The organism is Pseudomonas sp. 43(2021), assembly GCF_017490805.1.
Taxonomy (GTDB): Bacteria; Pseudomonadota; Gammaproteobacteria; order Pseudomonadales; family Pseudomonadaceae; genus Aquipseudomonas.
Map to the genome: position 1 here is coordinate 117,007 of NZ_JAFGYJ010000001.1, position 19,178 is coordinate 136,184.

At 64.8% G+C, this 19,178-nt stretch carries 22 protein-coding genes; 3 read left to right on the forward strand and 19 right to left on the reverse strand.

Going from position 1 to position 19,178, the window contains the following annotated elements; all coding sequences use genetic code 11:
• Positions 1-2 precede the first annotated feature (2 nt).
• The 6 genes from J5M71_RS00480 to ubiE all read right to left on the reverse strand — a co-directional run bounded on the left by J5M71_RS00480 (position 3) and on the right by ubiE (position 4,241).
• Positions 3-275 (reverse strand): twin-arginine translocase TatA/TatE family subunit, encoded by a 273-nt coding sequence (locus tag J5M71_RS00480; RefSeq protein WP_003259853.1) that lies wholly within the window; start codon positions 273-275, stop codon positions 3-5.
• Between the two features lie 154 nt (positions 276-429).
• Entirely contained in the window at positions 430-765 is a 336-nt protein-coding gene (locus J5M71_RS00485; protein WP_207828456.1) for a phosphoribosyl-ATP diphosphatase, read from the reverse strand.
• Between the two features lies 1 nt (position 766).
• The gene (gene hisI, locus J5M71_RS00490; protein ID WP_013974544.1) at positions 767-1,159 is read right to left on the reverse strand and encodes a phosphoribosyl-AMP cyclohydrolase; all 393 of its coding nucleotides are present in this window, start codon (positions 1,157-1,159) and stop codon (positions 767-769) included.
• A 72-nt stretch (positions 1,160-1,231) separates the two neighbouring features.
• Positions 1,232-2,851 carry a ubiquinone biosynthesis regulatory protein kinase UbiB gene (gene ubiB / locus J5M71_RS00495; protein WP_207828464.1) on the reverse strand — a complete coding sequence of 540 codons (1,620 nt, stop codon included), beginning with the start codon at positions 2,849-2,851 and terminating at the stop codon, positions 1,232-1,234.
• A complete protein-coding gene (locus tag J5M71_RS00500) occupies positions 2,848-3,471 on the reverse strand; it encodes an SCP2 sterol-binding domain-containing protein (protein ID WP_207828472.1) in 624 nt (207 codons plus the stop codon). The genes ubiB and J5M71_RS00500 overlap by 4 nt, the downstream gene beginning before the upstream one ends.
• The gene (gene ubiE, locus J5M71_RS00505; RefSeq protein ID WP_013974541.1) at positions 3,471-4,241 is read right to left on the reverse strand and encodes a bifunctional demethylmenaquinone methyltransferase/2-methoxy-6-polyprenyl-1,4-benzoquinol methylase UbiE; all 771 of its coding nucleotides are present in this window, start codon (positions 4,239-4,241) and stop codon (positions 3,471-3,473) included. Before ubiE ends, J5M71_RS00500 begins: the two co-directional genes overlap by 1 nt.
• A 124-nt stretch (positions 4,242-4,365) precedes the next feature.
• On the opposite strand from ubiE, the gene J5M71_RS00510 reads away from it, so the two are divergent.
• The 3 genes from J5M71_RS00510 to J5M71_RS00520 all read left to right on the forward strand — a co-directional run bounded on the left by J5M71_RS00510 (position 4,366) and on the right by J5M71_RS00520 (position 5,983).
• Positions 4,366-4,641, forward strand: coding sequence for a polyhydroxyalkanoic acid system family protein (locus J5M71_RS00510; RefSeq protein WP_015272091.1), 276 nt, complete (start codon positions 4,366-4,368; stop codon positions 4,639-4,641).
• Between the two features lie 123 nt (positions 4,642-4,764).
• On the forward strand, positions 4,765-5,184 hold the full coding sequence (locus J5M71_RS00515; RefSeq protein WP_023663112.1) for a phasin family protein: 420 nt from the start codon (positions 4,765-4,767) through the stop codon (positions 5,182-5,184).
• Between the two features lie 10 nt (positions 5,185-5,194).
• On the forward strand, positions 5,195-5,983 hold the full coding sequence (locus J5M71_RS00520) for a phasin family protein (RefSeq protein WP_207828474.1): 789 nt from the start codon (positions 5,195-5,197) through the stop codon (positions 5,981-5,983).
• Between the two features lie 130 nt (positions 5,984-6,113).
• On the opposite strand, the gene J5M71_RS00525 is transcribed toward J5M71_RS00520, so the two are convergent.
• From J5M71_RS00525 to J5M71_RS00585, 13 genes are all read right to left on the reverse strand, one after another.
• Positions 6,114-6,728, reverse strand: a complete 615-nt coding sequence (locus tag J5M71_RS00525) for a TetR/AcrR family transcriptional regulator (RefSeq protein ID WP_063912008.1) — start codon at positions 6,726-6,728, stop codon at positions 6,114-6,116.
• A 13-nt stretch (positions 6,729-6,741) separates the two neighbouring features.
• Entirely contained in the window at positions 6,742-8,424 is a 1,683-nt protein-coding gene (gene phaC / locus J5M71_RS00530; protein ID WP_207828477.1) for a class II poly(R)-hydroxyalkanoic acid synthase, read from the reverse strand.
• A 168-nt stretch (positions 8,425-8,592) separates the two neighbouring features.
• The gene (phaZ, locus tag J5M71_RS00535; protein ID WP_085587802.1) at positions 8,593-9,444 is read right to left on the reverse strand and encodes a poly(3-hydroxyalkanoate) depolymerase; all 852 of its coding nucleotides are present in this window, start codon (positions 9,442-9,444) and stop codon (positions 8,593-8,595) included.
• Between the two features lie 61 nt (positions 9,445-9,505).
• Complete coding sequence (phaC, locus tag J5M71_RS00540) at positions 9,506-11,185, reverse strand: class II poly(R)-hydroxyalkanoic acid synthase (protein WP_087499673.1); 1,680 nt, start codon at positions 11,183-11,185, stop codon at positions 9,506-9,508.
• Positions 11,186-11,454: 269 nt separating this feature from the next.
• Complete coding sequence (locus tag J5M71_RS00545; protein WP_207828480.1) at positions 11,455-11,832, reverse strand: DUF971 domain-containing protein; 378 nt, start codon at positions 11,830-11,832, stop codon at positions 11,455-11,457.
• Positions 11,833-11,995: 163 nt separating this feature from the next.
• Positions 11,996-13,339, reverse strand: a complete 1,344-nt coding sequence (gene hslU, locus J5M71_RS00550) for an ATP-dependent protease ATPase subunit HslU (protein ID WP_015272084.1) — start codon at positions 13,337-13,339, stop codon at positions 11,996-11,998.
• Between the two features lie 76 nt (positions 13,340-13,415).
• Entirely contained in the window at positions 13,416-13,946 is a 531-nt protein-coding gene (gene hslV, locus J5M71_RS00555) for an ATP-dependent protease subunit HslV (protein WP_207828483.1), read from the reverse strand.
• 212 nt (positions 13,947-14,158) lie between these two features.
• Positions 14,159-15,430, reverse strand: coding sequence for a dihydroorotase (locus tag J5M71_RS00560; RefSeq protein ID WP_207828492.1), 1,272 nt, complete (start codon positions 15,428-15,430; stop codon positions 14,159-14,161).
• On the reverse strand, positions 15,427-16,431 hold the full coding sequence (locus tag J5M71_RS00565; RefSeq protein ID WP_046613439.1) for an aspartate carbamoyltransferase catalytic subunit: 1,005 nt from the start codon (positions 16,429-16,431) through the stop codon (positions 15,427-15,429). Before J5M71_RS00565 ends, J5M71_RS00560 begins: the two co-directional genes overlap by 4 nt.
• Positions 16,432-16,443: 12 nt before the next feature.
• Positions 16,444-16,962, reverse strand: a complete 519-nt coding sequence (pyrR, locus tag J5M71_RS00570) for a bifunctional pyr operon transcriptional regulator/uracil phosphoribosyltransferase PyrR (RefSeq protein ID WP_063912001.1) — start codon at positions 16,960-16,962, stop codon at positions 16,444-16,446.
• 49 nt (positions 16,963-17,011) lie between these two features.
• Entirely contained in the window at positions 17,012-17,449 is a 438-nt protein-coding gene (gene ruvX, locus J5M71_RS00575; RefSeq protein ID WP_013974530.1) for a Holliday junction resolvase RuvX, read from the reverse strand.
• Positions 17,449-18,018, reverse strand: coding sequence for a YqgE/AlgH family protein (locus J5M71_RS00580; protein WP_207828494.1), 570 nt, complete (start codon positions 18,016-18,018; stop codon positions 17,449-17,451). Before J5M71_RS00580 ends, ruvX begins: the two co-directional genes overlap by 1 nt.
• Positions 18,019-18,189: 171 nt before the next feature.
• Entirely contained in the window at positions 18,190-19,095 is a 906-nt protein-coding gene (locus J5M71_RS00585; RefSeq protein WP_207828502.1) for an energy transducer TonB, read from the reverse strand.
• Positions 19,096-19,178 lie beyond the last annotated feature (83 nt).

Consider the following 19,178-nt stretch of genomic DNA (forward strand, 5'->3'; position numbering starts at 1 on the left):
GGTCAGTCTTTCCGCTGCGGCTCTTGGACCGGCTGGGCCTGGCCTTCGATGGTGTGGCCCTGGTTCTGCTGGGCAGTGTTCTGCACCGGTGGAACGGGTTGGGCTGGCGGCGGGGTCTGCTCGGCCGGCTTGTTCTCTTCATCGCTCATGGCCTTGCGAAAGCCCTTGATCGACTCGCCCAGGTCGCTGCCGAAGTTCTTCAGCTTCTTGGTGCCGAACACCAGGACCACGACCACCAGCAGGACGATCCAGTGTTTCCAGTCAAAGATACCCATTTCGTACTCCTGAAAAATGTGTGTACAGCAAATCGATCCGGCAACACGGCCCCTGTGGGAGCGGGCATGCCCGCGAACACCGGCGTAGCCGGTGCCATGCACCGCGGCGCATTCTTCGCGGGCACGCCCGCTCCCACAGGCGCCCGAAAATACGTCAGGCCGAAGGCTGGCGTGCGGCCTTCTCGTCATGCCCGGAAAGCCCGAAACGGCGTTCCAGCTCGTCAAGCACGGCCTGCGGATGCTGGCCCAGCGCGCTGAGCATTACCAGGCTATGAAACCACAGGTCGGCGGTTTCGTAGATGACATCGCTGTAATCCTTGCTGACTGCAGCATCCTTGGCGGCAATGATCGTCTCGACCGACTCTTCGCCGAGCTTTTCGAGGATCTTGTTCAGGCCCTTGTGGTACAGGCTGGCCACGTAGGAGCTGTCGGGCGCCGCTTGCTTGCGTTCTTCAAGCACTGCGGCCAGGCGGTTGAGGGTGTCGCTCATGTCAGTGTCCTGCGCTGTAGATGGCATCCGGGTCTTTCAGGACCGGGTCGACGGTTTTCCACTGGCCGTCCTCGAAGACGCGGTAGAAGCAGCTTTCACGGCCGGTATGGCAGGCGATATGGCCCAGTTGCTCGACCATCAGGATGATCACGTCGGCATCGCAGTCCAGGCGCATTTCATGCAGCTTCTGCACATGCCCGGATTCCTCGCCCTTGCGCCACAGCTTGCCACGCGAACGCGACCAGTAGATGGCGCGCTGCTCGGCGGCGGTCAGGGCCAGCGATTCGCGGTTCATCCAGGCCATCATCAGCACGCGTCCGGTCTTGTGGTCCTGGGCGATCGCCGGTACCAGGCCTTCGCTGTTCCACTTGATCTCGTCCAGCCAGTCTTTCATCGTCGACTCCAAAGCGGGCCCGCTCCTGTGCCGGGCCCTTTGCGCTAGTGTGCCAGCCATGGGCGCGGCTGGCTATTGGCGCACGATCAGGTAAAGGCCAGCAGCCAGCATCAGCCAGGCCGGCCAGGCGGCAGGGGCAGCCAGGCTGGCGGCTGCGGCGGCGCCAGCGGCCAGGACCGCGCCTCCGCCGAGCAGGCCGGCGCCGAGCAGGCGCAGCGCCCAGCGGTCGCCCTGGCGGCGCCGCTCCGGCAGTTGCGGATCGTGCAGGTGCGGTTGCGACAGGCGTTCGAGCAGGTCGCGGGCCATGTCGGCCAGGTGCGGCAGTTGCTCGACCTGGCTGTGGATGTTGCCGAGCACGGCCTTGGGGCTCATGCGGTCGCGCATCCAGCGCTCGAGGAATGGCTTGGCGGTGCTCCACAGGTCCAGGTCGGGGTACAGCTGGCGGCCCAGGCCTTCGATGTTGAGCAGGGTCTTCTGCAGCAGGACCAGTTGCGGCTGCACTTCCATGTTGAAGCGCCGGGCGGTCTGGAACAGGCGCATCAGCACCTGGCCGAAGGAAATATCCTTTAACGGTTTTTCGAAGATCGGCTCGCACACGGTGCGGATCGCCGCTTCGAACTCGTTGACCTTGGTGTGTGCCGGCACCCAGCCCGAGTCGATGTGCAACTGGGCGACGCGGCGGTAGTCACGCTTGAAGAAAGCGATCAGGTTGCGCGCCAGGTAGTCCTGGTCCTCGGCGGTCAGGCTGCCGACGATGCCGCAGTCGATGGCGATGTACTGCGGGCTCCACGGTTTGACCGTGCTGACGAAGATGTTGCCGGGGTGCATGTCGGCATGGAAGAAACTGTCGCGGAACACCTGGGTGAAGAATACCTCCACGCCCCGTTCGGCCAGCAGCTTCATGTCGGTGCGCTGGTCGGCCAAGGTGGCCATGTCGGTCACCGGCACGCCGTAGATACGCTCCATCACCAGCACCTTGGGGCGGCACAGGTCCCAGTACACCTGGGGCACATACATCAGCTCGGAGCCTTCGAAGTTGCGCCGCAGCTGGCTGGCGTTGGCCGCTTCGCGCAGCAGGTCGAGCTCGTCGTAGATGGTTTTTTCGTAGTCGCCGACGATTTCCACCGGGTGCAGGCGGCGGGCGTCGGCCGAAGCGCGTTCGGCGGCCTTGGCAATCAGGAACAGCCAGGCCAGGTCCTGGGCGATCACCGGCTTCAGGCCCGGGCGTACCACCTTGACCACCACTTCCTCGCCACTTTTCAGGCGCGCAGCGTGCACCTGGGCCACCGAGGCCGAGGCCAGCGGCTCGACGTCGAAGCGGCTGAACAGTTGCGTCACCGGGGCGCCCAGCTGTGCCTCGATCAGCGCCACGGCCTGCCTGGGGTCGAACGGCGGTACGCGGTCCTGCAGCAGCATCAGCTCATCGGCAATGTCGTTGGGCAGCAGGTCACGGCGGGTGGACAACAACTGGCCGAACTTGATGAAGATCGGCCCCAGGTCCTGCAGGGCCAGGCGCAGGCGCGCGCCACGGCTGAGCTCGTTCGGCTTGCGCGGCAGCCAGCGCCATGGCATCAGCAGGCGCAGGCTCATCAGCCACCAGGGCAGCGGCAGGTCGAACAGCAGGTCATCGAGACGGTAGCGGATCACCACACGCTGGATGCGAAAAAGACGGCGGACGGCGAGCAGCTTCATGCGTTATCGCTGGTATCAAGGGATCGGGAGAGGCGCTTGAGGCGCGCCTCGAGGCGTTCTGTATCGAGCTTCAGGGCATCGAGCTCGCTGAAGGCGGCTTCGGCTTCGCGCTTGCCAACCAAGGTACGGGACTCTTCGGCCAGGTACTCGGAAAGGTTCTGGCTGAAGCGCGCCAGGCCCTGGCGGGTCCAGCGTGCGCGCAGGCGGATGTGGCCGGCCAGCAGCGCCGTGGCGACCGGGCCGAGCCAGCGTTGCAGCTCGTGTTCCCAGTCAAGCTCCAGGTCCTGCAGCACACCGAACAGGTCGAGCAGCACGGCGCTGTCGCCATGCAGCTCGACCTGCGGGCTGTGCAGCACGGCGGTCTTGTCCTTGGCCAGGGCCAGTTGCACCAGGCTGCCGGCCGGGGCGCGCAGGCTGCAATCGACCTCGCCTTGCCAATGGCCGGCGAGCATCAAGCCTTGTTCATCGGGCAGGATGAACACCTGCAGGGCCGGCTGGCGGCAGTCGATCTCGATGACCTTGCCGTCCAGCGCGGCCAGCCGCGGCAGGGCCGTGCTGTCCATGCGCAGGACCCGGTTCAGGCCATGTTCGACGCTGGCGAGCAGCCCGGCCAGCAGCATCAGGGCTTGATCCCCCGGTGCACGGCGACGATGCCGCTGGTCATGTTGTGGTAGGTGACACGGTCGAAACCGGCCTCGACCATCATGGCTTTCAGGGTTTCCTGATCGGGGTGCATGCGGATCGATTCGGCGAGGTAACGGTAGCTTTCCGAATCGTTGGTGATCAGCTTGCCGGCCAGTGGCATGAAGGCGAACGAGTAGGCGTCGTAGGCCTTGGACATCAGCTTGTTGGTCGGCTTGGAGAACTCCAGTACCAGCAGGCGACCGCCCGGCTTGAGCACGCGCAGCATCGAGCGGATGGCTTCGTCCTTGTGGGTGACGTTGCGCAGGCCGAAGGCAATGGTCACGCAGTCGAAGTGGTTGTCCGGGAATGGCAGCTTCTCGGCGTCGGCCTGGACGAACTCGATGTTGCCGGCCACGCCACGGTCGAGCAGGCGGTCACGGCCGACCTTGAGCATCGACTCGTTGATGTCGGCCAGCACGACCTGACCGGTCGGGCCGACCAGCCGCGAGAACTTGGCGGCCAGGTCGCCGGTACCGCCGGCAATGTCCAGTACCCGGTTGCCGGCGCGTACGCCCGACAGCTCGATGGTGAAGCGCTTCCACAGGCGGTGCATGCCGCCGGAAAGCACGTCGTTCATCAGGTCGTACTTGGCCGCCACCGAGTGGAACACCTCGGCGACTTTCTTCGCCTTCTGGCTTTCAGGGACGTCCTGGTAACCGAAATGGGTGGTGGGTTCGGCGTGGTCGCCTTTGCGCTGGTCGTTCATATCGCTTCACCGGAAAAAATTACCGCCATTCTAGGGCGAACGGGCGGATTTGTCTTGGCGGGGTGTGCCAGTGGGCAGGGGCGGGCATAATGCCCATTATGTCTTCATCTTCAGGAACACCCGCATGACCCAGATCAGCGTCGAACGCAAACATTCCCTCGGCCGTGATGCCGCCCGTGCCAAGGCCGAAGCGCTGGTCGACAAACTGACTCGCGAATACGACCTCAAGGCCACCTGGAACGGTGACCGGGTCGACGTGGCGCGCAGCGGTGCCAACGGCAGCGTGCACATCTTCGATGACCGCATCCGCGTCGAATTGAAGCTGGGCATGATGCTGTCGATGATGAGCGGCACCATCAAGGGCGAGATCGAGCGGGCGCTGGACAAAGCCCTGGCCTGATCCCTCCCCGGGGCCATGCTCGTTCACCTTAGGGTGAAGATTCTAATTTCCCTCTCTACCTTGTGCTCAAGCCCAACCTCCATGGGCGGTTCCTCCTCCACTCATGAGCATGAGGTACAGAGCATGGCCAAAGTGACAGTGAAGAAAAAGGACGACGCCCCGGGCACGCTGGGCGAGGTGCGCGGCTACGCGCGCAAGATCTGGCTGGCGGGCATCGGCGCCTATGCGCGCGTGGGCCAGGAAGGCTCCGACTACTTCAATGAGCTGGTCAAGGCCGGCGAAGGCGTCGAGAAGCGTGGCAAGAAGCGCATCGACAAAGAGCTCGATGCTGCCAACAACCAGATCGACGAAGCGACCCAGGAGGTCAGCCGCGTACGTGGCAAGGTCGAAGTTCAACTGGACAAGATCGAAAAAGCTTTCGACGCGCGGGTCGGTCGCGCCTTGAATCGCCTGGGCATTCCGTCTAAACATGACGTTGAGGCGTTGTCCATCAAGCTTGAACAGCTGCACGAGCTGCTCGAGCGCGTCGCGCACAAACCATAAGGAGAGCAGGATGGCTGGCAAGAAGAATTCCGAGAAAGAAGGCAGCTCCTGGGTCGGCGGGATCGAGAAGTACTCCCGCAAGATCTGGCTGGCAGGGCTGGGTATCTATTCGAAGATCGACCAGGACGGCCCGAAGCTGTTCGACTCGCTGGTGAAGGATGGCGAGAAGGCCGAGAAGCAGGCGAAGAAGACCGCTGAAGACGTGGCGGAAACCGCCAAGTCGTCGACCACTTCGCGTGTGTCGGGCGTGAAGGACCGTGCGCTGGGCAAGTGGAGCGAACTCGAAGAGGCCTTCGACAAACGCCTGAACAGCGCCATCTCGCGCCTTGGCGTGCCGAGCCGCAACGAGATCAAGGCCCTGCACCAGCAGGTGGACAGCCTGACCAAGCAGATCGAGAAATTGACCGGTGCTTCGGTTACGCCGATTTCGTCGCGCACTGCTGCGGCCAAACCGGCTGCGAGCAAGGCGGCGGCCAAGCCACTGGCCAAGACGGCAGCGGCCAAGCCTGCGGCGAAAACCGCGGCGGCCAAGCCGGCAGCCAAAACTGCTGCGGCAAAACCTGCCACCAAGGCGGCTGCCAAACCTGTAGCAGCCAAACCAGCGGCGAAACCGGCAGCGGCCAAGCCTGCGGCAGCCAAGAAACCTGCGGTGAAGAAAGCACCGGCGAAACCGGCAGCCGCCAAGCCGGCAGCCCCAGCGGCCAGCGCCGCTCCGGTCGCTAGCGCAGCTCCTGCACCAACCGCGGCTCCGGCCAGCAACCCGCCGTCGGCACCGACAGGCACCGGTACCCTGATCTGATACCGCGTCGCCTTCTTCGCGGGTAAACCCGCTCCCACAGGTAGTGCGCCGCTTGTAAGCTCTGCACCGTACCTGTGGGAGCGGGTTCACCCGCGAATGCGTCGGCTGCTGCAATACATTCCTGTCAGGCTTAACCCTCCAGGTAGCGCACCGCCAACTGCTCCGCCGCCCCCCGCGCCTGAGCCTGCAGATGCGGCGCCACCAGCATCATCACCTGGTACACCACAATCCCCACATCCCCCTCGCGCCCCAGTACCCGCTGGTAATCCAGTGAGAACATCAGCGTCAGGGTGATCTGCTCCACCAGTTGCCCCAGCGCCTGGGTATCGCTCTCCACCAGCCCCTGGCCCTTGAGGCTGGCCAGCAATGCCGCCAGCGTGCGCTTGAGCGCGTTGATCAGGCTGCGCATGCCGCGGGCCAGTTTGGGCAGGCGCCCGGTCAGGTTCGACAGGTCCTGGAACAGGAAACGGTACTGCGCCATGCGCTCGACGATCAGGTGCAGGAACAGCCAGTAGTCCTCGGCGTCCAGGCGTACCTCCAGCGGCGGGTCGAGCAAGGGCATCAGCGCTTCTTCAAAGCGCTCGAACAGCCCCAGCACCAACGGCTCCTTGCCGTGGAAGTGGTAGTAAAGGTTGCCGGGGCTGATGCCCAGTTCGTTGGCAATTTCCAGGGTGGATACGTTCGGTTCGCCCTGCTGGTTGAACAGTTGCAGGGCGCATTCGAGGATACGGTCGCGAGTCTTCATCCAGTCGGCATGCTCATCGGGTCAGCACGTAAGTGCCCGGCGCTGGGCCCAGCGGTGGGTAGGTGGTATTGCCCAGCTCGCTGCGCGGTGCCTTGAGCGGGCCGGAGCGCGCGGTGATCCACTCCAGCCACAACGGCCACCAGCTGCCTTCGCTGCGCTTGGCGTCGTGGAACCAGGCGCGCGGGTCGCTGGACAGTTTGGGGTTGGCCAGGTAGTAGGCCTTGGGGTTGCCGGGCGGGTTGATGATGCTCTGGATGTGCCCGCTGTTGGCCAGCACGAAGCGCCGGTCGCCCCCCAGCAGCAAGGCCGAGCGGTACACCGCGTCCCACGGGGTGATGTGATCGTTGCTGCCGGCCACGGTGAAGCTGTCCAGCTCGACCTTCTGCAGGTCGATGGGGGTGCCGCATACCTCCAGGCCGGCGGGGTGGGTCAGCGGGTTGTGCTTGAAGAAGTCCAGCAGGTCGCCATGCAGCGCGGCGGGCAGGCGCGTGCTGTCGGCGTTCCAGTACAGGATGTCGAAGGCCGGTGGTGTCTTGCCGAGCAGGTAGTTGTTGACCCAGTAGTTCCAGATCAGGTCGTTGGGCCGCATCCAGGCAAAGATCCGCGCCACCTCGGCGCCATCCAGCACGCCGCGCTGGTAGGAGCGGCGCTTGGCGGCCTCGATGGTTTGCTCGTCGGCGAACAGGCTGGCTGGGCTTTCGAACTTGCTGTCCAGCAGGCTGACCAGGTAGGTGGCGCTGCGCACCCGGCGCAGTTGGTGCTTGGCCTGCAGGTGGCCCTGCAACGCGGCCATGGTCAGGCCGCCGGCGCAGGCGCCCATCAGGTTGGGGTCGCGGTTGCCGCTGATGCTGCGGCAGGCGTTGAGCGCTTCTTCCAGGGCCTGCACATAGCTGGACAGGCCCCACTCGCGGTGGCGCGGGTCGGGGTTGCGCCAGCTGACCATGAATACCTGCAGGCCGCTCTTGAGCATGTACTGGACGAAGCTGTTGGTCGAGCTGAGGTCGAAGATGTAGAACTTGTTGATCTGCGGCGGCACCACCAGCAGTGGCCTGGCGTGCTGCTTTTCGCTCATCGGCTTGTACTGGATCAGTTCCAGCAGCTCGTTGCGGAACACCACGGCGCCGGCGGTCGCGGCCAGGTTGCCGCCTACTTCGAAAGCGCGTTCGTCGACCTGGCGTGGCAGGCCGTCATTGTGGCGCAGATCATCGAGCAGGTGAGCCACGCCGCGTACCAGGCTCAGGCCTCCGCTGTTGAACATCTCCTTGACCGCCAGCGGGTTGAGGAGCGAGTTGCTCGGCGCCAACGCATCGTTGATCAGGTTGAACAGGAAGTGCGCACGGGCGCGGTCATCGTCGTCCAGGTGGCTTTCCTCGATCCACAGGCGGGTCTGCTTCTGCCAGGCCAGGTAGGCCTGCAGGCCACGGCGGTAGAATGGGTTCTGGCTCCATGTAGGGTCGTTGAAGCGTGGATCGCGCGGGTTCGGCTGATACGGTGTGTCACCCAGCATCACCCGGCCCAGCTGGCCGCCCAGAGCCAACAGGTGATGCGCGGTGTGCAGCGGGTGGCGCAAGCTCTGGCGGCTGACATTGCGCAGCGTGGAAATCAGGTCCCGGCCGCGCAGGCCGAGGATGGCGTTCTGCACGTTCATGCTGGTGGCGGGAAGCGTTGGCGTTCCTTTGGCCGGTTTGTCTTTCATGGCAACACTCCCTCGTCCTGACCTGGTGCCTCATGACTAAACATACTTATTGATTTGGCAGGGGCTCTGTGGGAGCGGGTTCACCCGCGAACACCGGCGAAGCCGGTGCCATGCACCGAGCTGGATTCTTCGCGGGTGAACCCGCTCCCACAGGGCCCCAAATCGCCCTCACACTCCCGAAGCCGGGCGAGGGTGCATGACGGCGCGCTGTCGTTCTTGTTGAAGGAACTTCATGATGATCGGGGCGACGGCCTCGGCCCGGGTGATCAGGAACAGATGGCCGTCGTCGATAATGTGTAGCTGGGCATTGGGAATTCGCCAGGCCAGCAGGCGCATGTTGATCAGCGGGATCAGCGGGTCGTCGTCGCCGGCCAGCACCAGGGTTGGCTGCTGGATCTTGTGCAGCCAGTGGATGCTGGTCCAGCCAAGCCCGGCGAACAGCTGCCAGTAGTAGCCCATCTTGCCGCCGGAGCGCACCTTGGCGGCATGCTGCATGGCCAGCTCCGGGTCACGCCGGAAGCCGCCGCCATAGATCGTCGGCGCAATGCGGATGACATGCGACGGCTGTACGTAGCGCCGTGGGCTGGCCATCATCCACAGCACCTTGGGCTTGCCCGGCACCATCACCGCACCGGCGGCAGTGGCGGCCAGCACCAGCTTCTTGCAGCGCTCGGGGTAATCGTGGGCGAACTGCTGGGCCAGGGCGCCGCCCCAGGACACGCCGATGACATTGACCTGGCCATAGTCGAGGTAATCGAGCATGCGTGCTGTCAGCTTGGCCAGCCCGGGGAAGCGGTACGGGTGGCGCGGCGTGGACGAGCCGCCGACCCCGGGCACGTCGAAGGCAATGACTTCCAGGTCCGGGTCCAGTGCTTCGATGAACGGAAACACCAGCTCCAGGTTCGCGCCGATGCCGTTGAAGATCAGCAGCGGCGTCAGGTGCGGTTTGCCCGGGCGGACGGCGGTGCGAATGGACTGGTTGTCCAGCTCGACGGTCCTGAAGATATAGGGTTGCGGCATGCACGTGACTCTTGGGTGAAATGAACACCGTGGCACCCCGCAGGGGCCACGGCGCTGCAGCTCAACGCTCGTGAACGTAGGTGCCCGGGGCGGCTTCGCCGGCGGCATAGGCTCGGTTGCCCAGGCGGGTCGGCGCCTTTTTCAGCTCGCCGGCACGCTCGCCCAGCCAGCTTTGCCAGTGCAGCCACCAGGAGTCTGCATGCTTGGTGGCGTTTTCCTGCCAGGCCACCGGGTCACCCGGGCGATCGGCACCGGTCATGAAGCGTGCCTTGGGGTTGCCCGGTGGGTTGAGGATGCTCTGGATATGGCCGCTGTTGGACAGCACGAACTCGATCTTGCCGCCGAACAGGTGTGCCGAGCGATAGCACGACTGCCACGGGGTGATGTGGTCGGCGGTGCCCGCTACGCTGAAGATGTCGCACTGCACTTTTTTCAGGTCGATCGGCGTACCGCACACTTCCAGGGCGTCCGGGCGGGTCAGCGGGTTGCTCTTGAACATTTCGATGAGGTCGCCGTGGAAGGCGGCCGGCAGACGCGTGGTGTCGTTGTTCCAGAACAGGATGTCGAATACCGGCGGCTCGTTGCCGAGCAGGTAGTTGTTGACCCAGTAATTCCAGATCAGGTCGTTGGGGCGCATCCAGGCGAACACCTTGGCCATCTCGCTGCCTTCGAGCACGCCAGCCTGGTACGAGTGACGCTTGGCGGCCTCCAGGGTCTGCTCGTCGACGAACAGCGCGACCTGGTTGTCCATGGTGGTGTCCAGCACGCTGACCAGCAGGGTCAGGGCATGGACCTTGTTCTCGCCAAGGGCGGCATAGTGGCCCACCAACGCCGTGCAGGTGATGCCGCCGGAGCAGGCACCGAGCATGTTCAGGTCTTTGCTGCCGGTAATCGCCAGCACCGCGTCGACTGCTTCCTTGAGCGCATCGATGTAGGTGGACAGGCCCCATTCGCGCTGGGCCTTGGTCGGGTTGCGCCAGCTGATGATGAAGGTCTGCTGCTGCGAGCGCAGGCAGTAGCGCGCCAGGCTCTTTTCCGGGCTCAGGTCGAATACGTAGAACTTGTTGATCTGCGGTGGCACCACCAGCAGCGGGCGGGCATGCACCTGCTCGGTGATGGGGCTGTACTGGATCAGCTCCAGCACATCGTTGCGGTACACCACGGCACCTTCGCTGGTGCCCAGGTTCTTGCCCACCTCGAAGGCGTCCATGTTCACCTGGCTCGGCATGCCGCCGTTGTTGACCAGGTCCTTGGCCAGGTTGGACAGGCCATCGAGCAGGCTCTTGCCACCGGTTTCGAAGAAGCGTTTAACCGCTGCCGGGTTGGACAGGGTGTTGGTCGGTGCCATGGCCTCGGTCATCAGGTTGATGACGAACTGGCCGCGGCTGATGTCCTGGGGTGACAGGTCGCTGCTGCCGATCCAGTCCTGCAGCTCTTTGCGCCAGGCCAGGTAGGTTTGCAGGTAGCGGCGGTAAAGCGGGTTGTTGCTCCAGGCCGGGTCATTGAAGCGACGGTCGTCGCTTTCCGGGGCAAGGCTGGACTTGCCCAGCAGTACGTTCTTCAGTTCCAGGCCAAAGTGGGCCACATGCTTGGCGCTGTGCAGCGGTTGGCGCACGGCCTGGCGCAGCACGGTGCGTGCCGAGCTCAACAGGTCCTTGCGACGGATACCGATGACCGGGTTCAGCCCCAGGGTGTTTTCCGAGGCCTGCCGCTGCAGCTCATCGTTGTTCTTGTTACTCATCTACGACGCTCCGTTGTCCTGAGACGAGTACCGGTTGCTGTGGCGGGTGCACAGTGCTGAGCCCGGTACTGCTACTCGGGTTACCAGTGATAAGGAACAGCGGTGCTGCGAGGGTTCTGACTACCTGCCATTTGATGCAGGGAACTTGCCACCCCCCATTGGTTACCCGACTTTCATGTAATGCGCAAGACAGCCCGTCATTGGGCTGTCTGTAAGTCATTCAAACAGATGATTTTAGAAAATGCGCTCTAAACCCGGCAGGCCTTGCGCTAGAGCATGAGTTTGACCACCGACTCGGCGGGGTCGCGGGACTTTCCGGCCTTGTGCAGTTCGTCGAGGTACTCGGCCCACAGCTGTTCCTGGCGCAGGCACAGCTGTTCGAGGTATTCCCAGGTGAACAGACCGCTGTCATGGCCGTCGTCGAAGGTCAGTTTCAGTGCATATTGGCCGGCAGGTTCCAGGCCGATGAGGCCGACGTTGATCTTGCCGAACTGCAGGATGGGGTTGCCGTGGCCCTGGACCTCGGCGGAGGGGGAATGCACGCGCAGGAATTCGGCGGGCAGGTGGTAGACCTCGCCGGGGGCGTAGGTGAGGCTGAGGGTTTTCGAGGCTTTGTGCAGGTTGATGGCGGTGGGCAGGCGGGCCATGGGCGGAATCTCTCGGGAGCTGATGAAGCAAGCTTCCAGCTTATGATGGAGGGATTCAAGGGCCTCTTCGCGGGCACGCCCGCTCCCACAGGATCACCACATGCTTTGGGTCTGTGGTGATCCTGTGGGAGCGGGCGTGCCCGCGAAGCAGTCGACGCCGTTTTTACAGGATGTAACGCGACAGGTCTTCGTTCTGCGCCAGCTCACCCAGGTGGCTGTTCACATACGCCGCGTCGATCTGGATCGGCGCTTCGTCATGGGTGCTGGCCAGGTCGCCAGCGCTGAACGACACCTCTTCGAGCAACCGCTCGAGCAGGGTGTGCAGGCGGCGGGCACCGATGTTCTCGGTCTTCTCGTTGACCTGGTAGGCAATTTCGGCCAGGCGCTTGATGCCGTCGGCGAGGAACTCGATGTTCAGGCCTTCGGTTTTCAGCAGGGCCTGGTACTGCTCGGTCAGCGACGCGTGCGGCTCCTGCAGGATGCGCTCGAAGTCTTCCGGGGTCAGGGCCTTGAGCTCCACGCGGATCGGCAGGCGGCCTTGCAGCTCGGGCACCAGGTCGCTCGGCTTGCTCAGGTGGAACGCACCCGAGGCAATGAACAGGATGTGGTCGGTCTTGACCATGCCCAACTTGGTGTTGACCGTGCAGCCTTCGATCAGCGGCAGCAGGTCGCGCTGCACGCCTTCACGGGACACATCGGCACCACCAACGTTGCCACGCTTGGCAACCTTGTCGATTTCGTCGATGAACACGATGCCGTGCTGCTCGACCGCTTCCAGGGCCTTGGCCTTGAGCTCTTCCTCGTTGACCAGGCGGCTCGCTTCTTCATCGCGAACCATCTTCAGCGCTTCTTTCACCTTCAGCTTGCGCGCCTTGCGCTTGCCTTTGCCCATGTTGGCGAACAGGCTCTGCAGCTGGTTGGTCATTTCTTCCATGCCGGGCGGCGCGGCAATTTCCACGCCCACGGCATCGGCCACTTCGATCTCGATTTCCTTGTCGTCCAGCTGGCCTTCGCGCAGGCGCTTGCGGAACAGTTGGCGGGTGTTGGAGTCGGTGCTGGTCTGCGCGGCTTCCTCGGCGAAGCTGCTTACCCGCGCCTGCGGCAGCAGGGCGTCGAGGATGCGGTCTTCGGCGGCATCTTCGGCGCGGTGGCGCACGCGGATGATTTCTTGCTCACGCAGCATCTTCAGCGCGGCATCGGCCAGGTCGCGGATGATCGACTCGACGTCGCGGCCCACGTAGCCCACTTCGGTGAACTTGGTGGCTTCGACCTTGAGGAACGGCGCATTGGCCAGCTTGGCCAGGCGGCGGGCGATTTCGGTCTTGCCGACGCCGGTAGGGCCGATCATCAGGATGTTCTTCGGTGTCACTTCGGCACGCAGCTCGGCAGGGAGCTGCATGCGCCGCCAGCGGTTGCGCAGGGCAATGGCCACGGCGCGCTTGGCGTCGTCCTGGCCGATGATGTGGCGGTTGAGTTCGTGGACGATCTCGCGGGGGGTCATGGACATGATGAAAATGGTCCTCGGGCGGAATGAATCAGCGTGGAAAAGTCCCATCACCGGGATGGGACGCCAGAACCACTGATCAGTCGGCCAGGTCCTGCTCCTCGATGGTCAGGTTGTGGTTGGTGAACACGCAGATGTCGCCGGCGATGTTCAGGGCGGTCTCGGCGATTTCACGGGCCGAGAGGTCGGTCTTGTCCAGCAGGGCGCGGGCTGCAGCCTGGGCGTAGGCGCCGCCGGAGCCCATGGCGATCAGGCCGTCTTCGGGTTCGACCACGTCGCCGTTGCCGGTGATGATCAGGGAGGCGTCCTTGTTGGCTACGGCCAGCATGGCTTCCAGGCGGCTCAGGGAACGGTCGGTACGCCATTCCTTGGCCAGCTCGACGGCGGCACGGACCAGGTGGCCCTGGTGTTTTTCAAGCTGGCCTTCAAAGCGCTCGAACAGGGTGAACGCATCGGCGGTGGCGCCGGCGAAGCCCGCGATGACCTGGCCGTGGTACAGGCGGCGCACCTTCTTGGCGTTGCCTTTCATCACGGTGTTGCCGAGGGATACCTGGCCGTCGCCGCCCATGACGACTTTGCCGTTACGGCGGACAGAAACGATGGTGGTCAAGGGGAGAGTCTCCACGCAGCGGGGCGAAAGTGCCTGATGCAGACTCATATGGGGGTGGGGGGAAGGATTTCAACCGTGGGGGATGAATGGTCGCGCTTGGCAGGGGACACCGTGCAAGGGCATTCGCGGGCACGCCCGCTCCCACAGGATTACCACATGCCTTGGAATAGTGGTGATCCTGTGGGAGCGGGCGTGCCCGCGAAGAACTTTACTCAGGCCTCGTGGCAGACGTGCCCATCGACCAAGGTATAACGCACTGCACCCGGCAGGCAGTGGCCGATGAACGGGCAGTTCTCGCCGCGCGAGAACCATTGCTCGCCGGCCACGGTCGAGGCTTGCGGGTCGAACAGCACCAGGTCGGCCGCGCCACCCACTTTCAGCTCACCGGCCGGCAGGCGCAGGGCCGCCGCCGGGCCGCTGCTCAGGCGGGCCAGCAGGGTTGGCAGGTCGAGCAGGCCGTCCTGCACCAGGGTCATGGCCAGCGGCAGCAGCAGTTCGACGCTGCTGATGCCCGGCTCGGTGGCGCCGAACGGGGCCAGCTTGGCGTCGCGCTCGTGCGGCTGGTGGTGGCTGGAAATCGCCTGGATCACCCCCGACTTCACTGCCGCACGCAGGCCGTCACGGTCGGCGGTGGTACGCAGCGGTGGTTGCACGTGGTACAGGCTGGAGAATTCACGCAGCGATTCGTCGGTGAGAATCAGCTGGTACAGCGCCACGTCGGCGGTCACCGGCAGGCCAAGCTGCTGGGCCTGCTCGATCAGCCGCGCACCACGGGCACTGGTGATCTGGGTGAAGTGCGCGCGCACGCCGGTCTGTTCGACCAGCAGCAGGTTGCGCGCCAGGGCCACGGTCTCGGCGGTTTCCGGGATGCCCGGCAGGCCGAGGAAGCTGGCCATGGCACCTTCGTGGGCCAGGCCGCCGTGGGCCAGGTCGCGGTCCTGGGAGTGGAACACCACGGTCAGGTCGAAGGTGGCGGCGTATTCCAGGGCACGGGCCAGGGTACGGTTGTTGGGGATTTCCTTCAGGCCATTGCCGAAGGCCACGCAGCCGGTGTCGCGCAGGGCCACCAGCTCGGCCAGCTGCTCGCCTTCCAGGCCCTTGGTCAGGGCGCCGATCGGGTAGACCTTGCTGTTGGCGGCCTCGCGGGCGCGGTCGAGGATCAGCTCGGCCACGGCCGAGGTGTCCAGCACCGGCTTGGTCTGCGGCGGGCAGCACAGGCTGGTGACACCGCCGGCGACGGCGGCGCGGGTTTCACTGGCGATATTGCCTTTGCGGCTGTAGCCCGGCTCGCGCAGGGACACACCGAGGTCGACCAGGCCGGGCGCGGCGACCAAGCCATCAGCCTGGATCGTGCGGCTGGCGCTGAACCCCGCCGGGGCTGCGCCGATGGCGGCAATGCGGCCGCCGTCCAGGTGCAGGTCGGTGACCTGGTCCAGGCCGCTGTTGGGGTCGATGACCCGGGCGCCGAGAATACTGATGGTCACTGGGCGTTCTCCTGGTCGAATTGACGTTGCGCGTTCTGCCCGCTCATGGCCATGGACAGCACGGCCATGCGCACGGCGATGCCGTAGGTGACCTGGTTGAGGATCACCGAGTGCTTGCCGTCGGCCACCGCCGACTCGATTTCCACGCCACGGTTGATCGGGCCTGGGTGCATGACGATGGCGTCGGGCTTGGCCCCGGCCAGGCGCGCGGTGGTCAGGCCGAACAGGCGGTAGAACTCGCCTTCACTGGGCAGCAGGCCGCCGGCCATGCGCTCACGCTGCAGGCGCAACATGATCACCACGTCGACGTCCTTAAGGCCTTCGGCGAGGTCGGTGTACACCTTCACACCGTATTGCTCGATGCCGATCGGGATCAGGGTTTTCGGGCCGACCACGCGAATGTCCGGGCAGCCCAGCGCTTTGAGTGCCAGCATGTCGGAGCGGGCCACGCGCGAGTGCAGGATGTCGCCGACGATGGCCACCGACAGGTTCTCGAAGCTGCCCTTGTGGCGGCGGATGGTGAGCATGTCGAGCATGCCCTGGGTCGGGTGCGCGTGGCGGCCATCACCACCGTTGATCACGGCCACTTCCGGGCACACGTGCTCGGCGATGAAGTGCGCGGCCCCGGAGTCGGAGTGGCGCACCACGAACATGTCGGCGGCCATGGCTTCGAGGTTGCGCAGGGTGTCGAACAGGGTCTCGCCCTTGCTGGTCGAGGAGGTCGACACGTTCAGGCTGATCACGTCGGCCGACAGGCGCTGGGCGGCAAGTTCGAAGGTGGTACGGGTACGGGTGGAGTTCTCGAAGAACACGTTGCACACGGTCTTGCCGCGCAGCAACGGGACTTTTTTCACGGCCCGGGCACCGACTTCGAGGAAGGAGTCGGCGGTGTCGAGGATCTCGGTGAGCAGTTCGCGGGGCAAACCGTCGAGCGAGAGGAAGTGGCGCAGCTGGCCCTGATCATTGAGCTGCAGCGGGCGCTTGGCGTCGATTGGCGTCATCGCGGGGGACTCTTAAAGGGCGGAAGCGGAGGCGAGGTCCTGGCGCTCGAGGGCGAGCGGTGCGGGTCCGGTCAATTTTACCCGTTCATGGGCAGCCAGCGACAGGGTGGCGCCGAGCACATTCGGGCGGATCGGCAGTTCGCCGGCATCCAGGTCCAACAGGCAGACCAGGGTGACGCTGGCCGGGCGGCCATAATCGAACAGTTCGTTGAGCGCGGCGCGCACCGTGCGACCACTCATCAGCACGTCATCCACCAGCACCAGGTGCTGGCCCTCGACCTCGAACGGCAGCTCGGACGGACGCACTTGCGGGTGCAGGCCGTTCTGGCTGAAGTCGTCGCGATAGAACGAGACGTCCAGAGTGCCCATGGGGCTGGTGTCGCCCATGGCTTCCTGCAGGGCCTGGGCAACCCAGACACCGCCGGTGCGGATGCCGATGTAACGCGGCTCGGTAATTGCCCGGCGGGCCAGGTGGGCGCGAAGGTCGTCAGCCATCTGCCGGATCAGCTCGGCGGGATTGGGTAGGCTCATTGCGGGCTCCTCGGAAGGGTGCGCCGGGCGGGCCCGGCGGCAAAGATGATCAGGTATTGGCCTCCAGCCAGCCTTGCAACAACAGGGCGGCGGCGATGGCATCGACCGGGTTGTCGCGGTAGCTGCCGCGCTGGCCGCCACGGGCCATGCGCTCGCCCTTGGCCTCGAAGGTGGTCAGGCGTTCGTCGTGGGTGTGCACGGGCAGGTTGAAGCGGCCGTTCAGGCGGCGGGCGAATTTTTCCGCGCGGGCGCTCATTTCGCTGGGGGTGCCGTCCATGTTCAGCGGCAGGCCGACGACGATGGCATCGGGCTTCCATTCGGCAATCAGCTTTTCCACCTGGGCCCAGTCCGGCACGCCGTTCTGCGCCTTCAGGGTGCACAGCTCGCGGGCCTGGCCGGTGACCACCTGGCCGACGGCCACGCCGATCTGTTTGCTGCCGTAGTCGAAGCCCAGCAGTAGACGTAGTTCAGGGTGCAGTTCAGCCATCAGGCGTGGCCCGCCTGGCTGGTCAGCAGGTTCAGGTTGATCCCCAGGCTGGCGGCGGCGGCTTCCAGGCGCAGGTCGCTGGCCTTGCCGAAGATGATTTCCGGGTCGAACGGGCAGTTGAGCCAGGCGTTGTCGGCCAGTTCCTCTTCCAGTTGGCCCGCTTCCCAGCCGGCATAGCCCAGGGTGATCAGGCTCTGTTTCGGGCCGACTCCGGCGGCGATGGCCAACAGGATATCCTGCGACGTGGTCAGCGACAGCCCTTCCAGTGCGACGGTGGCCTGGAAGCTGCACTCGCTGCTGTGCAGCACGAAGCCTCGGTCGGTCTGTACCGGGCCACCCAGGTAGATCGGCACCTGCAAGGTGCTGGCCGGCGGCATTTCGTCCGGGCGCAGCTGCTCGAGGATGTCGGCCAGGTTCAGCTCCTGCGGCCGGTTGACCACCAGGCCCATGGCGCCATGGGCGTTGTGCTCGACGATGTACGTGAGGGTCTGGGCGAAGTTCGGATCGGCCATGTGCGGCATGGCGATCAGGAACTGATGCTTGAGGTAGCTCGGCGTGTGGGTTTTCATGGGGGATAGTGTGGCGCCAGGTGGCGAGGCTGACAAGGTGCTCAACGAGGCTTGCGCGATCGCTGTGGGAGCGGGTTTACCCGCGAATGCGTCCGACCAGGCGGCATCATTGCCTGATCTGGCGCATTCGCGGGTAAACCCGCTCCCACAGCGATCGCGCAAGGCCGCAAATCAGTTACTGGACAGACGGTCCCCACGGGCAAAGCGCCAGGTGCGAATGATCTCCAACCGGTCAAACTCGGCCAGGTCCCCGGTAAACGGTGCAAACGGCGCCGCCAGCCGCACGATGCGCTGCGCCGCCTGGTCCAGCACCGGTTGCCCGGACGACTCCAGTACCAGCACCTCGTACAGCGAGCCATCGCGGTTGATCGACACCATCATGCGCAAGTTGCCGTAGATCTGTTGCCGGCGCGCTTCGTCGGGGTAGTTCAGGTTACCCACCCGCTCGACCTTCTTGCGCCATTCTTCCTTGTACCAGGCGCCCTTGTCGCGCATGGTCGAGGCGGCATTGAGCCGGTGGATACGCGGGCGCTTGGCATACATCTGCTGCTCGTTGGACAGCTCCGCCTCCAGGCTGGCGATCTGGCTGGACAGCTGCGAGCTGTCGAAGTCCGGTGCCGGCGCTTCCGGCTTGGGCCGCGGCTTGCTTTCCTTGGGCTTGGGCTCGACCTTCTGCGGTTTGGGCGCCGTGGTCACGACCGCCGACTTCTGCGGGGCAGGGGGCGGCACAACCTCGGGCCTGGCTGCAGGTGGCGGGGTGATCTTGTTGATCTTGCTGTCCTGGAACGGCGCCAGTTCGGTGGTCTTGGGCACCGCTTTCTTGTCCAGGGTGCCGCTGCCCTGCTGGTTGTCCTGGGCCTGGAAATCGGCCTTCTGCGGCGGTTTCTCGCTTTTGAAGGTGGCCAGGGTGATGTCCATGGTGTGGCGGATTTCGGCAGGCTTGACCACGCTGAAACCGACGCCGAGGATCAGCGCCAGGTGCACCAGGGCAGCCAGGAACAGGGTAAAGCCGAGCCGGTCCACCGGGCGAACTCGGGGGGGCAGCAGGTCGGCGGGGATGTCAGCGGGCAGCGTCATCAGGTATCCAGCAACCGCAGGGCGGGGCAACAGGCCAGGCAAAAAGGACCCGCATCATACCCCACTCTGGGTTGTTGCCGTGC

What these genes read in the sequence shown, in the direction of transcription:
- J5M71_RS00480 (WP_003259853.1), bottom strand. Translation starts at nt 275, where the DNA reads ATGGGTATCTTTGACTGGAAACACTGGATCGTCCTGCTGGTGGTCGTG.
- J5M71_RS00485 (WP_207828456.1), bottom strand. Translation starts at nt 765, where the DNA reads ATGAGCGACACCCTCAACCGCCTGGCCGCAGTGCTTGAAGAACGCAAG.
- hisI (WP_013974544.1), bottom strand. Translation starts at nt 1,159, where the DNA reads ATGAAAGACTGGCTGGACGAGATCAAGTGGAACAGCGAAGGCCTGGTA.
- ubiB (WP_207828464.1), bottom strand. Translation starts at nt 2,851, where the DNA reads ATGAAGCTGCTCGCCGTCCGCCGTCTTTTTCGCATCCAGCGTGTGGTG.
- J5M71_RS00500 (WP_207828472.1), bottom strand. Translation starts at nt 3,471, where the DNA reads ATGCTGCTGGCCGGGCTGCTCGCCAGCGTCGAACATGGCCTGAACCGG.
- ubiE (WP_013974541.1), bottom strand. Translation starts at nt 4,241, where the DNA reads ATGAACGACCAGCGCAAAGGCGACCACGCCGAACCCACCACCCATTTC.
- J5M71_RS00510 (WP_015272091.1), top strand. Translation starts at nt 4,366, where the DNA reads ATGACCCAGATCAGCGTCGAACGCAAACATTCCCTCGGCCGTGATGCC.
- J5M71_RS00515 (WP_023663112.1), top strand. Translation starts at nt 4,765, where the DNA reads ATGGCCAAAGTGACAGTGAAGAAAAAGGACGACGCCCCGGGCACGCTG.
- J5M71_RS00520 (WP_207828474.1), top strand. Translation starts at nt 5,195, where the DNA reads ATGGCTGGCAAGAAGAATTCCGAGAAAGAAGGCAGCTCCTGGGTCGGC.
- J5M71_RS00525 (WP_063912008.1), bottom strand. Translation starts at nt 6,728, where the DNA reads ATGAAGACTCGCGACCGTATCCTCGAATGCGCCCTGCAACTGTTCAAC.
- phaC (WP_207828477.1), bottom strand. Translation starts at nt 8,424, where the DNA reads ATGAAAGACAAACCGGCCAAAGGAACGCCAACGCTTCCCGCCACCAGC.
- phaZ (WP_085587802.1), bottom strand. Translation starts at nt 9,444, where the DNA reads ATGCCGCAACCCTATATCTTCAGGACCGTCGAGCTGGACAACCAGTCC.
- phaC (WP_087499673.1), bottom strand. Translation starts at nt 11,185, where the DNA reads ATGAGTAACAAGAACAACGATGAGCTGCAGCGGCAGGCCTCGGAAAAC.
- J5M71_RS00545 (WP_207828480.1), bottom strand. Translation starts at nt 11,832, where the DNA reads ATGGCCCGCCTGCCCACCGCCATCAACCTGCACAAAGCCTCGAAAACC.
- hslU (WP_015272084.1), bottom strand. Translation starts at nt 13,339, where the DNA reads ATGTCCATGACCCCCCGCGAGATCGTCCACGAACTCAACCGCCACATC.
- J5M71_RS00565 (WP_046613439.1), bottom strand. Translation starts at nt 16,431, where the DNA reads ATGACGCCAATCGACGCCAAGCGCCCGCTGCAGCTCAATGATCAGGGC.
- pyrR (WP_063912001.1), bottom strand. Translation starts at nt 16,962, where the DNA reads ATGAGCCTACCCAATCCCGCCGAGCTGATCCGGCAGATGGCTGACGAC.
- ruvX (WP_013974530.1), bottom strand. Translation starts at nt 17,449, where the DNA reads ATGGCTGAACTGCACCCTGAACTACGTCTACTGCTGGGCTTCGACTAC.
- J5M71_RS00580 (WP_207828494.1), bottom strand. Translation starts at nt 18,018, where the DNA reads ATGAAAACCCACACGCCGAGCTACCTCAAGCATCAGTTCCTGATCGCC.
- J5M71_RS00585 (WP_207828502.1), bottom strand. Translation starts at nt 19,095, where the DNA reads ATGACGCTGCCCGCTGACATCCCCGCCGACCTGCTGCCCCCCCGAGTT.